At 55.1% G+C, this 13,816-nt stretch carries 12 protein-coding genes and 1 tRNA gene; 8 read left to right on the top strand and 5 right to left on the bottom strand.

Going from position 1 to position 13,816, the window contains the following annotated elements:
- Positions 1-109 precede the first annotated feature (109 nt).
- The 3 genes from FHW66_RS05960 to gloB all read right to left on the bottom strand — a co-directional run bounded on the left by FHW66_RS05960 (position 110) and on the right by gloB (position 4,120).
- Entirely contained in the window at positions 110-1,066 is a 957-nt protein-coding gene (locus FHW66_RS05960; protein WP_183378851.1) for a sugar ABC transporter substrate-binding protein, read from the bottom strand.
- A gap of 373 nt (positions 1,067-1,439) precedes the next feature.
- Entirely contained in the window at positions 1,440-2,969 is a 1,530-nt protein-coding gene (locus FHW66_RS05955) for a transglycosylase SLT domain-containing protein (protein WP_183378850.1), read from the bottom strand.
- 335 nt (positions 2,970-3,304) lie between these two features.
- A complete protein-coding gene (gloB, locus tag FHW66_RS05950; RefSeq protein ID WP_183378849.1) occupies positions 3,305-4,120 on the bottom strand; it encodes a hydroxyacylglutathione hydrolase in 816 nt (271 codons plus the stop codon).
- A 67-nt stretch (positions 4,121-4,187) separates the two neighbouring features.
- Here gloB and FHW66_RS05945 point away from each other — a divergent pair, with 67 nt between their 5' ends.
- From FHW66_RS05945 to FHW66_RS05915, 7 genes are all read left to right on the top strand, one after another.
- On the top strand, positions 4,188-5,021 hold the full coding sequence (locus FHW66_RS05945) for a class I SAM-dependent methyltransferase (RefSeq protein ID WP_183378848.1): 834 nt from the start codon (positions 4,188-4,190) through the stop codon (positions 5,019-5,021).
- A 102-nt stretch (positions 5,022-5,123) separates the two neighbouring features.
- The gene (gene rnhA / locus FHW66_RS05940) at positions 5,124-5,558 is read left to right on the top strand and encodes a ribonuclease HI (protein ID WP_183379077.1); all 435 of its coding nucleotides are present in this window, start codon (positions 5,124-5,126) and stop codon (positions 5,556-5,558) included.
- A gap of 17 nt (positions 5,559-5,575) precedes the next feature.
- Positions 5,576-6,316: a DNA polymerase III subunit epsilon gene (dnaQ, locus tag FHW66_RS05935; RefSeq protein WP_183378847.1), complete on the top strand. Its 741-nt coding sequence runs from the start codon at positions 5,576-5,578 to the stop codon at positions 6,314-6,316.
- A 118-nt stretch (positions 6,317-6,434) separates the two neighbouring features.
- Positions 6,435-6,509, top strand: a tRNA-Val gene (locus FHW66_RS05930).
- A 237-nt stretch (positions 6,510-6,746) separates the two neighbouring features.
- A complete protein-coding gene (locus FHW66_RS05925; RefSeq protein ID WP_183378846.1) occupies positions 6,747-7,082 on the top strand; it encodes a hypothetical protein in 336 nt (111 codons plus the stop codon).
- A 189-nt stretch (positions 7,083-7,271) separates the two neighbouring features.
- Entirely contained in the window at positions 7,272-9,134 is a 1,863-nt protein-coding gene (ilvD, locus tag FHW66_RS05920) for a dihydroxy-acid dehydratase (RefSeq protein WP_183378845.1), read from the top strand.
- 244 nt (positions 9,135-9,378) lie between these two features.
- On the top strand, positions 9,379-10,437 hold the full coding sequence (locus FHW66_RS05915; protein WP_183378844.1) for a substrate-binding domain-containing protein: 1,059 nt from the start codon (positions 9,379-9,381) through the stop codon (positions 10,435-10,437).
- A 59-nt stretch (positions 10,438-10,496) separates the two neighbouring features.
- On the opposite strand, the gene FHW66_RS05910 is transcribed toward FHW66_RS05915, so the two are convergent.
- Entirely contained in the window at positions 10,497-11,894 is a 1,398-nt protein-coding gene (locus FHW66_RS05910) for a sensor histidine kinase (RefSeq protein ID WP_183378843.1), read from the bottom strand.
- Positions 11,884-12,558 (bottom strand): response regulator transcription factor, encoded by a 675-nt coding sequence (locus tag FHW66_RS05905; protein WP_183378842.1) that lies wholly within the window; start codon positions 12,556-12,558, stop codon positions 11,884-11,886. The genes FHW66_RS05910 and FHW66_RS05905 overlap by 11 nt, the downstream gene beginning before the upstream one ends.
- 194 nt (positions 12,559-12,752) lie before the next feature.
- On the opposite strand from FHW66_RS05905, the gene FHW66_RS05900 reads away from it, so the two are divergent.
- Positions 12,753-13,811, top strand: a complete 1,059-nt coding sequence (locus FHW66_RS05900) for an ABC transporter substrate-binding protein (protein ID WP_183378841.1) — start codon at positions 12,753-12,755, stop codon at positions 13,809-13,811.
- Positions 13,812-13,816: the final 5 nt, after the last annotated feature.

Below are 13,816 nucleotides of genomic sequence, written 5' to 3'. Positions count from 1 at the left end.
CAAAGGATAAAGGCATCTCGTCAGACGGGCAGCACACCGGTGCCCGTCCACGATATTAGGTCTGGTTCACACCGTGGGGTAGTGTGAACCAGACATTGCTTGTTACCGATTACTTGGTATCTTTGGTGATCAGTTGTACCTTGGTCTCGACGACACCGCCGAGGCTGTTCTGTGGCTTCTTCTCGTTGATGGCCTTGAGTGCAGTTTCAATACCGAACACCGCTTGCTGCGAGGCGAACTGGTCTACCGTACCCAACACACGACCGTCCTTGAGCATCGGCTTGATGGCGTTGATATTGTCGTAGCCCACCACCAGCACCTTGCCAGTCTTGCCGGCGGCCTTGACTGCGGCAACCGCACCGAGCGCCATGTTGTCGTTGCCTGCCAGCAGTGCCTTGACTTCAGGATGGGCATTCAAAATGGATGCGGCCACCTTGTTGCCAGCATCGATTTCCCACTGACCAGACTGTACCGTGACGACCTTGGCACCGATGGCGCTCATCGCATCCTGGAAGCCCAGAGTACGTTGTTGTGCATTCACCGTGGTCGAGACGCCTTCAATGATCGCGACTGGATCGCCACTCTTGAGCTGCTTGCCCAGATAGTCACCCACCAGCTTGGCACCCTTGCGATTGTCCGGGCCAACGAAAGGCACCGAGATACCTTTTTCCTTGAGCGCTGCGTCATCGAATTTATTATCGATATTGACCACGATGATGCCTGCATCAATCGCCTTCTTGATCACCGGTACGAGTGCCTTGGAGTCGGCTGGTGCAATCACCAGGCCATTGACCTTGGCCACGATCATCTGCTCGACGATCTTGATCTGATTAGCGGTGTCCTGCTCATCCTTGATGCCGTTAGCGATCAGGTCGTATTGTGCAGCGTGGGCTTTCTGATGTTCCTTGGCGCCATTTTCCATGGTCAGGAAGAACTCATTGGCCAACGACTTCATCACCAGCGCGACTTTCGGCTTGGCAGCTGTCTGGGCCATTGCAGGTGCCAACGGCAAAGCACAAGCCAGAACGGTTGCAGCAATCAACTTGAGGCGGATACGTGTCTTCATCAAAGTCTCCAGATATTCGTTGTAGTTGACAGCACCTTCATCATGGACGATGCCGTCTTTGGATTGGGCGCAAACGTTTGCGCGAATGGATAATAGCACCAGATTTCAGGAAATAGAAGCAGATGACGCGGTCTCTTATGTCGCGCTGCGACAAGCCGGGCGCGGGTATGAGCGGGTTTTGACAGGTTTTTGCGAGATCGTAGTTCAGCTGGGAACGTTTGCGCGCGCCATGTGCCATCAAATTTTGCGCTGCAACAATAAAGTGACTTCGAAAGCATCGGTCAAACAAAAACGGCTGGCCCTTGCAGGGAGCCAGCCGTTTGGCGTATTGGTTAGCGATAATACTGATGCTGCTCTACGTAGCCTCAGCGTATTACTGCTTGCGTGTACCGCGTTCCGAAGCCAGCGTGATTGGTGCTGCATTGGCCGCACGACGTACCGGCGCCTGTACCGGACGGCGGGTGTTCTTGACCAGCACCGGTGCCCGGCGGATCGGGCGTGCTGGTGCGCGCACTACCTGGCGTGCACGTATCGGTGCGGCGGCGCGGTTCGGTACTTGCAGTTGCAGGCTTTGACCATTGGCCAGTACATCGCGACGCAAACCGTTCCACTGCTTGATCTGCATCACGCTCACGCCATAGCGGCTGGCAATCGAGCCGAGGGTATCGCGGCGACCAGCTTTGACGTAAATCCGGCGGGTTTCTGGAACATCCGGCGCCACTGCCAGATGGGCGTTGTCAGCCACTTCCTGGGTAATATCCTGCTCCATGGTGTCTTCGGTCTTCGGCACCAGAATGGTGGAGCCGGCCTTGAGTACCATACGCGGCGGGATCTGGTTGACGCTACGGATCACTTCAGGCGTGGTGCCAAACCTGCTGGCGATGGTTTCAATCCGCTCGCGGGCGCTGGAGACAGTATGGGCTGTCCAGGACGACAGGGTTTGGGTGAACTTGGCAATATTGGCCTTGAACTTCTCGGCATTGCTCTGTGGTAACAGGATCTTGGTATCTTCGCCACCAATGATCACCGGGCGATTGAATTGCGGATTGAGTGCCTTGAATTCATCCAGCGACAGTTCTGCCAGCTGTGCAGCAACCTTGACGTCGATATCGCGGGTCTTGCCGATGGTCACGAAATAAGGCTGGTTATCGACCTTGGGCAGGTCAATGCCATAGTCGCCGGGCGAGGCGATAATATTTTTGACGGCTTGCAGTTTCGGCACGTAGTTGCGTGTTTCCACGGGCATTTGTGCTGACAGGGTATTGAAGTCAATCGGCAGGCCGGCTGCCAGATTGCGGTTCACGGCGCGCTGCACGGAGCCTTCGCCCCAGTTGTAAGCTGCCAGTGCCAGTTGCCAGTCACCAAACATGCCATATAGCTTTTGCAGATAGGTCAGTGCGGCATCGGTGGAGGCCAGTACATCGCGGCGCTCGTCGGTAAACATGTTTTGCTTCAGGTTGTAGTCGCGCCCGGTTGCTGGCACAAACTGCCACATGCCGGCTGCCTTGGCCGTCGACAGCGCTTGTGGATTGAACGCTGATTCAATGAAGGGAAGCAAAGCCAGTTCTGTTGGCATGCCACGCTTTTCGAGTTCCTGAACTACGTGGAACAGATAGCGCGATGCGCGCAGCGTTGTACGTTCTATATAGTCAGGGCGTGAGCTAAACCACTGGGTTTGGCTGTCAACTAATGGGTTTTCCAGATTGGGGATGCCAAAACCTTTGCGAATCCGCGCCCAGACATCAATTTCTTCCATGCCTGGCGTGGCATTGGCGGTCGGATTATTTGGATCAATCGCGTTGAACGGGGCAGGGTAGATTGAGATGTCGTTGGCGTGAACCAGGAGCGGCGTGCCTAGAGAGAAAAGCGTGGCAATCGCTAGTGTCTTGAGTATTCGCTGCATGGGCACGAAATCCTGTTCAGTTGGCATTGACATTGACGCCGGGCACTCTATCAATCGCAGTTATGTGCTTGCCCTCCTGCGCGAGAAGGCAGGAAAAAGCAGCAGTTGGGAACAGATAGAGACAACAGCGTCATTTAAGATGATGTCGCTAAAAAGCAACAAAATCGCCTGTTTGTCTTAAAAACGGCTTGCAAGCCGTTGAAATTTGCAGAATAGACGGAGTGTACGTAAGCCCCTTTTCACTCGTCAAGTAAAAGTTCTATAAAAGACCACGAACTTCCGTGATCTTTTTGCAAGCCTTTTTCTAAAAGGTAGTTAAAAGACTCTATTTTTGCTTATCGGTAGTTATTTTTCCATTCTCGCAGTGCAGCAAAAATCCTGGGGGAATCCTGGTTCGAGATGGATGGGGAGAGGTGCTCAGTGGCCTTCAGTCGAGTGACGATACTGTTTTCGCGGAAACGCAAAAAAGGATTGGTGGATTTCTCTAACGCAATGTTTGACGGTACGGTTGGTATTCGCTGCGCACGCTTGTCCTGTTCCGCGACCATACGTTGCTGCAGGGCACGATTATCTGGTTCAACCTCCAGTGCAAAACGCAGGTTGCTCAAGGTATATTCATGGGCACAATAAACGCTGGTGTTGTCTGGCAGGCTGGCAAGTTTATCCAGGGACGCCACCATCTGCGCCGCCGTGCCTTCAAACAGGCGGCCACACCCCCCGGCGAACAGCGTATCGCCACTGAACAGCCAGCTTTGCTCAGCCGCCACATAGGCAATATGGCCGCGCGTATGGCCCGGCACATCCAGTACCTGCAAGGACAATCCCAGCGCAGGTAGTTGTACCAGATCGTTCTCCCACAGCGGGTTGGTGACGGCCGGGATGTTGTCACTGGCGGGGCCGTAGACCGGTACTTGCCAATGTCGCAACAACGCCGGTACGCCACCGACATGGTCAGCGTGATGATGTGTCAGTAGAATAGCGACCAGCGTCAGGGAATGCGCTTCGAGCGCTGCGAGTACGGGAGTGGCGTCACCCGGATCGACAACGGCTGCATGGACACCATCATGGATCAACCACAGGTAATTATCGTCAAATGCAGGAACAGTTAATACAGTCAGGGCTGGTGTCGCTGGTGTCTGATGGGCAGGCATGGTCATCTTGGTCGGCGTGGGCGGAAATGTCAGTCAGCCATAGTGTACCCGCTGAGAGGCTGGCGTGATGCGTGACGACCAAAAGCCGAAACCCGCTCCCGAAGAGCCTATTGGCAGCAGTGGGCTGTCCGCGCAGCAAGCGGCGGTGACGGACCTCGACAGCTGGTTGCAGACGCCCATCGGCAATTATGTACGTGCCTGGGAGCAAAAGCATCTGGATGCCCTGACAGCCGATATTTTCGGATTCAATGCGGTGCAGATCGGTTTGCCGCAGATTGAGGCGCTCAACGCCAATCGTATGCCTTATCGCTGGCTGACAGATACTGCTATGCCACTGGTTTCTCAGGATGGTCGGGCAATACCGCAGGTGGTCGCGCATGATTTTTCAGAGTTGCCGTTTGCCACGCAAAGTCTGGATCTGGTGGTATTGCCGCATGTGCTCGAGTTCAGCGCCGCGCCACATCAGGTACTGCGTGAGGTCGAACGGGTATTGATTCCCGAGGGGCAAGTCATTATCTGTGGCTTTAATCCGATCAGCTTGTGGGGCATGCGGCAAGGAGTCGGTCGTCTGACCGGTGCGCATTTCCTGCCGCAGGATGGTGAATTCATCAACCTACCGCGGCTTAAAGACTGGTTGCAGCTGCTCAATATGGAAGTCAATCGTGGTCACTTTGGTTGCTACGCGCCGCCGTGCACGACTGACAAATGGCTGCAGCGCTTTGACTTCATGGAAAAGGCGGGTGACCGCTGGTGGCCTTATCTTGGTGCGGTCTATATTGTGCAGGCGATCAAGCGTGTCAAGGGTATGCGCCTGATTGGTCCGGCCTGGCAAAAGCAAAAGGTGAAGGTGCCCAAGGGTGTTCCCGCCACCAATCGAATTCATCGCGAACACAGAGAATAAAATAGCGGCCGGATGCTATTCCGGTCCATTCAACACGCAACAACATCGAAGGTCTAACAAGAAGTCAGTATGGAAAACGTAGAACAAGCAGGGCAGGACAGTCTGGACAAGGTGGAAATTTACGCTGATGGCGCCTGCAAGGGTAATCCCGGCACTGGCGGTTGGGGCGCGTTGCTGGTCGCCGGCGGACGCGAAAAGGAGTTGTGCGGCGGCGAACGTAACACCACCAACAACCGGATGGAACTCAAGGCCGTAATCGAAGCGCTCAACGCGCTCAACCGCCGCTGTGATGTCACCGTCTACACCGATAGCCAATACGTACAAAAAGGGATCAGCGAGTGGATTCATGGCTGGAAGGCCCGTGGCTGGAAGACCGCATCGCGTGAGCCGGTCAAGAATGTCGATTTGTGGCAAGCGCTCGATGCCGCGCAAGCAGAGCACAAGATTGTCTGGCGTTGGGTCAAGGGACATGCCGGTCATCCTGGCAATGAGCGTGCCGATCAACTCGCCAATCGTGGCGTGGAGACAGTGCGTTAATGTCATCCGGAGAAAACATGCGTCAAATTGTTCTTGATACTGAAACCACGGGCCTGAATGCGCGCAGTGGCGATCGCATTATCGAAATCGGTTGCGTCGAGCTGGTTAATCGCCAGCTCACCGGCAACAACCTGCACTTCTATATCAACCCCGAGCGCGACTCGGAAGAGGGCGCGCTGGCGGTACACGGATTGACCACCGAGTTCCTTCGCGACAAGCCCAAGTTCGCGCAGATTGTGGATGAGTTCCGGGATTATGTGCGTGATGCAGAAATCATCATTCACAACGCGACCTTTGACGTTGGCTTCCTGGATGCCGAGTTCAAGCTGTTAGGTCTGCCACCGTTTGCCGAGCACGTTGACAATATTGTCGACTCGCTGCAAATGGCCAAGGAGCAGCATCCGGGACGACGCAATTCGCTGGATGCCTTGTGCGACCGTTACGGTATTTCCAATGCACACCGTACCTTGCACGGTGGTTTGCTGGATGCAGCCTTGCTGGCCGAAGTCTATCTGGCGATGACGCGTGGTCAGAACAGTCTGACCATGGATCTTGGTGCTGCCGATGAGCAGGATGAAGGCGCTGTTGAGATTGAGTTGGTACCGTTGGCTGAGGTGATGGTGGTTGCTGCCAGTGAAGATGAGCTGGCCTTGCATGAGGCTGTGCTCGGTGCGCTCGACAAGGAGGTGAGAGGCACTTGCGTATGGCGCACGGAACCTGTGCCCGAAGTCGCCGCTGCGCCTGCTCCGGCGCAGTAAGTAATCACTGCCGGGTAACTGGTGTTGAAAGCTGCTTGCCCGGGCAATGAATTCTATGCAATAATACGCGCCGCTTCACATAAGACGTGTTTGTGAAAGCATCAGCAATAAACCCATCGGAAGGTTAGCTCAGGGGTAGAGCACTGCATTCACACTGCAGGGGTCGCAAGTTCGAAACTTGCACTTTCCACCAGAATTTCTAAAAGCTCGCTTCGTGCGGGCTTTTTTGTTTTTGCGGCTCTTCAGCGAAAAAACTGATAAGAAACAAACTCACTGCCTGTCAAACTCATTGCCTTGACGATAACCGAGGCAACAAAGGATACTGCGCAAGTCCCGGAGAAAAACGGGTCCGAGTTGGGAAGCTCGAATTCATAGATGGCGAACAGGCCGCGCTTCGGCTTTGCTGTTTATATTTGCTAAGGATTCTGTGATGAGCATTCCCCAAACACCTGATCAACAAACCATCCCCCCCACCCACGAAGACTCCCGCTGGATCTTCGGCCCCGGCAAAGAAGGACGCTTCGCCGATTTCATCGAACTGACCCGTGACGTTACCGCAGCTATCCGCAGCAGCTTGCAAATCGTTTATGCCAGTGACTTGGTACGCGAAATCAATCTCGACTGTGAAGCCGAAGAAGCCTCACCACCGGCCATCGGCAAAACCGATGCCGCCAATTTGATGCGTCTGTCGATTGCCGCCGCGTCCTTGTTGCAACACGTCTCGCAAGAGCATATCGACTCACTCAACAAGTTCTGGGCTGAATAAACTACACGGAGAAGGTAACTTGCATGGCCTTCAGGATGTCATGCAAGTGATCGCTCATGGCGTGTTGCTCAACGCATCGATTAATACGTAAAAAGTATTAATAACCATCAAATTATATATTTGACAGTTGGTAGCACTCACGGCAATCTTGTCGCCTTGATTTGATACCAGTTCTGAGGAGACCCCATCATGCCTACATACCGTTCCCGCACGACCACGCAAGGTCGCAACATGGCAGGTGCCCGCGCTTTGTGGCGCGCAACCGGCATGAAGGACGGCGACTTCGAGAAACCAATCGTCGCCGTTGTTAATTCGTTCACGCAATTCGTGCCAGGCCACGTTCACCTGAAGGATCTGGGGCAACTGGTAGCGCGTGAGATTGAAGCCTCCGGCGGTGTTGCCAAGGAATTCAATACCATCGCCGTCGATGATGGTATCGCCATGGGGCACGGCGGCATGCTGTACTCCCTGCCATCGCGCGATCTGATTGCAGATTCGGTGGAATACATGGTCAACGCGCACTGTGCCGACGCCATGGTCTGTATCTCCAACTGTGACAAGATCACCCCAGGCATGCTGATGGCTGCCATGCGCCTGAACATCCCGGTGGTGTTTGTGTCCGGTGGTCCGATGGAAGCCGGTAAGGTGATCAAGGTTGTCAACAACGACAAGAAAGTCATCAAGCTGGACCTGATCGACGCCATGATCAAGGCCGGTGACACCAATGTTTCGGATGCCGATGTGGCAGAAATTGAGCGCTCGGCCTGTCCAACCTGTGGCTCCTGCTCAGGTATGTTTACTGCCAATTCGATGAACTGCCTGACCGAAGCGCTGGGTTTGGCCCTGCCTGGTAACGGCACCATCGTGGCAACCCATGCTGACCGCAAAGAGTTGTTCCTGCGCGCTGGCCGACTGATTGTCGAACTGGCAAAGCGTCACTATGAGCAGGACGATTATTCGGTACTGCCACGCAGCATCGCCACCAAGCAGGCGTTTGAAAATGCGATGGCGCTGGATGTTTCCATGGGTGGCTCGACCAATACCGTGTTGCACTTGCTGGCAGCTGCGCATGAGGCGCAAGTGGCGTTTACGATGGCGGACATCGACCGCATCTCGCGCAAGGTACCTTGTCTGTGCAAGGTGGCACCGATGACCGACAAGTTCCATATCGAAGACGTGCATCGCGCCGGTGGCATTATCTCGATTCTGGGTGAACTAGCGCGTGCCGGTCTGCTCGATACCTCCTTGCCGACCGTGCACAGCAAGACGCTGGGTGAGGCGATCGAAAAATACGATATCAGTGTCAGCAAAGATGCCGCAGTTCTCCAGCTGTTCCGCGCTGCGCCAGGTGGGGTGCCGACTCAGGTGGCGTTTTCTCAGGCAGAACGCTATGAAAATAACGACCTCGACCGCACTGCCGGTTGCATCCGCGATCGCGCGCATGCTTACTCGCAGGATGGTGGTCTGGCGGTCCTGTATGGCAACATCGCCGAGAAGGGTTGTATCGTCAAGACGGCTGGCGTGGATGAAAGCATTCTGAAATTCTCGGGTACCGCACGGGTTTTCGAAAGTCAGGATGCGGCAGTGGAGGGCATTCTGGGTGACAAGGTACACGCCGGTGATGTGGTCATCGTGCGTTACGAAGGCCCTAAGGGTGGCCCTGGCATGCAGGAAATGCTGTATCCGACCTCGTATATCAAGTCGAAGGGCCTTGGTAAGGCATGTGCATTGTTTACCGACGGTCGTTTCTCGGGTGGCTCGTCGGGCCTGGTGATTGGTCATGCTTCGCCGGAAGCGGCTGAAGGCGGTGCTATCGGTCTGGTGCAAGAGGGCGATCTGGTGGATATCGATATCCCCGCGCGTACCATCAACCTGCGTGTCTCTGCCGAGGAACTGGCGAGCCGCCGTGCCGCGATGGAAGCGCGTGGTCAGGATGCCTGGAAGCCCGTCAATCGTGAGCGTTTTGTGTCACAAGCGCTGCAAGCCTATGCAGCCTTGACGACGTCCGCGGATCGTGGCGCTGTGCGTGATCTGGAGCAGCTCAAGCGCTGAACTACCAGCGCCAGGCGCTGATATAGTCGTTGTGAAAAAGCCAGCTTATTGCTGGCTTTTTTGCTTTTTGAGGCGATCCACATGGGCATGCGGGCGCGTCATTGCCGTTAGGACATTTTGTCCACTTTGGCGTATTCTTTCATCCATTAACAACCGCGCAAAGCGTGGATCGTCAATGAACACATCGACAAACTCGTCCCTCGTCAATGCAACAATTAGAATCAATAATCATGAGTCGATAATCATGAGCAATCACCGTGATACATGCTGGTCGTTGAAGTTCGTTTTTGTGGCGCGTCTCTTTTTCTATACGCTATTGATAGCGTTCTCGCAGCTCAATGCGCAGGCGGCAGAAGCCCATTTTGTGCTGATCAGTCATGGTGCTGACGGCGATCCCTGGTGGAATATCGTGAAAAACGCGGTACGTCAGGCCGACGAGGACTTCGGTGTGCAGACCGATTATCTCAATCCGGCCAATGGTGATCTTAACCAGATGGTCAAGATGAATCGCCAGGCAGCGCAGGGCAACTATGATGGCGTGATCACGACCATCCCAAACTTTGACTTGTTGCAGGCGTCCATTACGCAGATAACCCTTAACAAAATTCCACTGGTAACCATCAACGTCGGCACTGACGAGCAGGCGATCAGGCTGGGTGCCTTGATGCACATCAGTCAGAATGATTACCGGGCAGGCGAACAGGCCGGCAGGAGGGCCAAGGCAGCGGGTGTGACATCGTTCCTTTGCGTGACGCACTTTGTCAATACCACGTCGCCGGCGGATCGCTGTCGTGGTTTTGCTGATGCGTTAGGTGTTGATTACCGTGATGCGATGCTCTATGCCGGTACCAATCCCGCTGACATCAAGCGTGAAGTCACCAACTTTCTGCGCGCGCATCCGAACGTGGGTGCCTTGCTGGCACTGGGGCCACCCTCGGCTGCACCCGCGCTGGAGGCAGTGCGCGATCTGGGACTCACTGGCAAGATATTCTTTTGTACCTTTGATTTTTCCCGTGTGATCGGTGCAGGCATCCGGGCCGGTGCCATTCAGTTCGCGATCGATCAGCAACCCTATCTACAGGGCTATATCGCCGTGGCTGCGCTGGCGATTGCAAGGCAGGAGAAGACTTCGGTTCCACTGAAAATCCGTCAGATTCTTAACGACAATCCTAGGTATCAGAAACGCCTCGAGGACTATGGTTTGCAGCCGTCCTATAGTCTGGGAAGAATCAGTTCCGGGCCCGGTTTCATCACACGGGATAACCTCGACATTGTGGAGAAATATGCGGATAAATATCGGTGAGAAATGCGCTGAAAATTTGCTGCGTTGTTCGCTGACGATATCTGTCAGCCGGTGAATGATTAGTCAAACACTCCTGGCGCGGGGCATCCAGGCAAGGCAACTGTCACCACCAGTCCGGTACCTGGTTCGGCCGTGCCGAGTGTAATTGTGCCTTGTGATGCCTCTACGATTTCCTTGACGATTGCCATGCCCAGACCTGCGCCATGCTGGTCTGGCGAGCCGTGGCGGTAGAATCGCTCAAACACCTTTTCGCGTGCTTCGACGGGAATGCCGGGGCCATTGTCGGTGACGTTGATGACGACCTGCTTTTGCCCATCATTGCTCAGGCTGATGGTGACTTTGCCCTGTTCCGGCGTGTAGCGTAGGGCATTGTCGATCAGGTTCATCAGCATGCCCGAGAGCAGTGTTTCGCTGCCCATCACCCAGCTTTCTTCAAGCGTGGTTTCCATCCCCAGATCAATTTGCTTGCGTTGTGCCAGGCTGACCAGTTCTTCCAGTACGGTAGCCGTCAGGGCGACCAGTTCGACCGGCTGACGCGGGAAGGTGGCGCTATTGGACGCTTCCGCCTGTGACAGCTGGAGCAGCTTGTTGGTCAGGTCAGTCATGTTGCGGCTGCTCAGTTGCAATGCCTGCAATACCTGCGGCATACGCTCCTGATTGTTGAGCTGGCGCGCAAACTGGATCTGTGAATCGATCAGTGTCAGTGGCGTACGCAACTGATGCGCGGCATCGGTGATGAAGCGCTTTTGTTCCGATACCTGCTTGTTGAGTCGCTGGATATACAGATTGATGGCTTCGACGATGGGCCGTAGTTCCAGTTGTAGTTGCCCGATGCGTAGCGGTGTCAGTGAGGTTGGCTCACGGGTGGCGAGTTCGTCCTTGACCCGTAGAATCGGCCGCAGTTCGATGGTCAGGCCCACCATTACCAAGGCTACGGCCAGCAGCAACATGATGAGCTGGCGATGCAGTGCCGGTTGCCAGGTATCGTCGAGCAGTTGCTGATGGCCGCGCATGGTCTGACCGACCGAGACTGCGACCATGCGTAAGGTGCCGTTGTCGTACAGCGCCCGCACGTAGCTGACCACGCGCAGCGGCTGCTGATTGAAGCTGGTCGTGCTGTAGCTCGGTGTAGTCTGGGCAAAATCGATCGTGACGGGGACGTCGGGACGACCGGCGAGCAAGGTATCGTCATCCATCAACACCTGGTAGTAGACCTGATCATGACTGGGCGAGGCAAACAGCTCCAGCGCTGCTGGCGGGATGCTGACCGAGGGAGCACCATCCTGCCAGTTGACCTGCCCGGCAATCATGCGTGCCGAGGCCAGCAGCGCACGGTCCTGTACCAGGTCAGCACTAGCCACGGCGCTGTCATAGGTGTAGCGGGTGCTGATGCCGACGTAGACAGTCAGCGGGATCAGTAGCCAGAGCAGCAGGCGCAGGCGTAGGCTAACGATCATCTTTTTGCTTGAGCAGGTAGCCCAGACCACGCAGCGTCATGATGGAAGCCTGGCAATGTTCGAGCTTCTTGCGCAGGCGCGAGATATAGATTTCGATGGCGTCCGCGCTGGGTTCTTCAGATAAATTGAAGATGCCATTCATGAGCGCATTCTTGGAGATCGTCTTGCCTTGCTTGAGCATCAGGATTTCCAGGACGTCGTGTTCACGGGCTGGCAGTGCCAGTGTTTTACAGGCAATCGCAAACTGGCGGGTGTTGCTGTCATAGCTGAGGTCGCCGCAATGGATTTCGGCGGCCTTGTCGGGGGTCTGACGGCGGATCAGTACCTTGATGCGGGCGACCAGTTCGCGGACTTCAAATGGTTTGACCAGATAATCGTCAGCACCGGCACCGAGACATTCGACTTTTTCGTCAATCGAGCCGCTGGCGGTCAAGATCATCACCGGCACGGCATTGTGACGCTCACGCAGGCGCCGCAAAACACTTTTCCCGCTCATCTTGGGCAGCATCAGATCCAGCAGCACGACATCATAGTTTTCGGTCAGCAATACCTGATCTGCCATTTCACCATCGTTGGCGACGTCGACACTGAACTGGTTCTCGCGCAGGATTTGCGTGAGCCAGTGCGCCAGCTGCGGATTATCTTCGATGAGCAGCAGTTTCATGCCGTGAACCTAAATCTTGTTGCTGAGTAGAAGCCAGCATTATCCGGGAAAGCTGCCAAGCGCGCTATGCAACGCGTCATGCGACCAACAAAATGGAAGTATATGTCGTCGTGCTAACGCACAGCGGCGTGCTTAGGTTTAGAATTTTGCCTTTTGCAGAACTATGGACAGGTACTGTCGCTGGCCAGAAAACCATGAATCAATCATTGCACCGAATTTTGCTTTTGCTGCTCAAGCCCCTGCTATCGGCTCTGTTGGCTGTCGTTGCCATGGCCGGCCTGCTCATGCCGGGACAAGCCGTAGCGGCCAGCAAGATTGCCATCATGGTCGGCGGCAGCACCAAATTGATTTATCTGCCGGCCAAGCTGGCCGAGCAGCTGGGTTATTTCAGGCAGGAGGGGCTGGAGGTCGAGTTACAGAACCAGCTGGCCGGTGTCGATGCAGAGAATGAGTTGCTGGCTGGCGCGGTGCAGGCGGTGGTCGGCTTTTACGATCATACGATTGACTTGCAGAGTCGTGGCAAGGACATTACTTCCATCGTATTGCTGGCGCAGGTGCCGGGTGAAGTGGTACTGGTTTCACGCCATGCTGCAGGCTGGATCAAGAGCATGAAAGACATCAAGGGCAGAACCATGGGTGTAACCGGCTTGGGGTCGTCCACCAATTTCCTGACCCAGTATCTGGCCTCACGTCAGGGTATTGCACCAAATCAATATTCGCTCATGCCAGTCGGAGCTGACAACACCTTCATTGCGGCGATGAAGCAGGGTCGTATCGATGCAGGGATGACCACCGAACCGACTGTATCGCAAATGCTCAAGAGCGGTGAAGCATCAATCCTGGTGGACATGCGTACTGCTGAAGGTACGCGTAAGGCACTCGGCGGCTTATATCCTGGCGCGAGCCTGTATGTGCAGACCAATTGGCTGCACACCCACAGAGAGGATGCCAGTAGATTGGCGCGGGCGCTGGTGAGGGCCTTGAAGTTCATTCAAACGCATAGTGCTGCCGAAATCGCGGCACAGATGCCGTCCGATTATGTCGGTAGCAACAAGGCCTTGTATGTGCAAGCCTTGCAAAATTCCCTGAGCATGTATTCTCCGGACGGCCGCATGGCGGCCGGTGGCCCTGAAACGGTCTTGTCGGTGCTTACTGGATTCAACCCCAATGTGAAGGGGAAGCACATTGATCTGTCGCGTACCTTTACCAATGAGTTCGTCAATCTTGCGAACCAATCCAGTCCGTCACGCTGAGGCTA

Source organism: Herbaspirillum sp. Sphag64, assembly GCF_014192645.1.
Taxonomy (GTDB): Bacteria; Pseudomonadota; Gammaproteobacteria; order Burkholderiales; family Burkholderiaceae_D; genus Herbaspirillum.
Note: the sequence above shows the minus strand (reverse complement) of the source record. Positions and strands in the feature narration are given on the sequence as shown.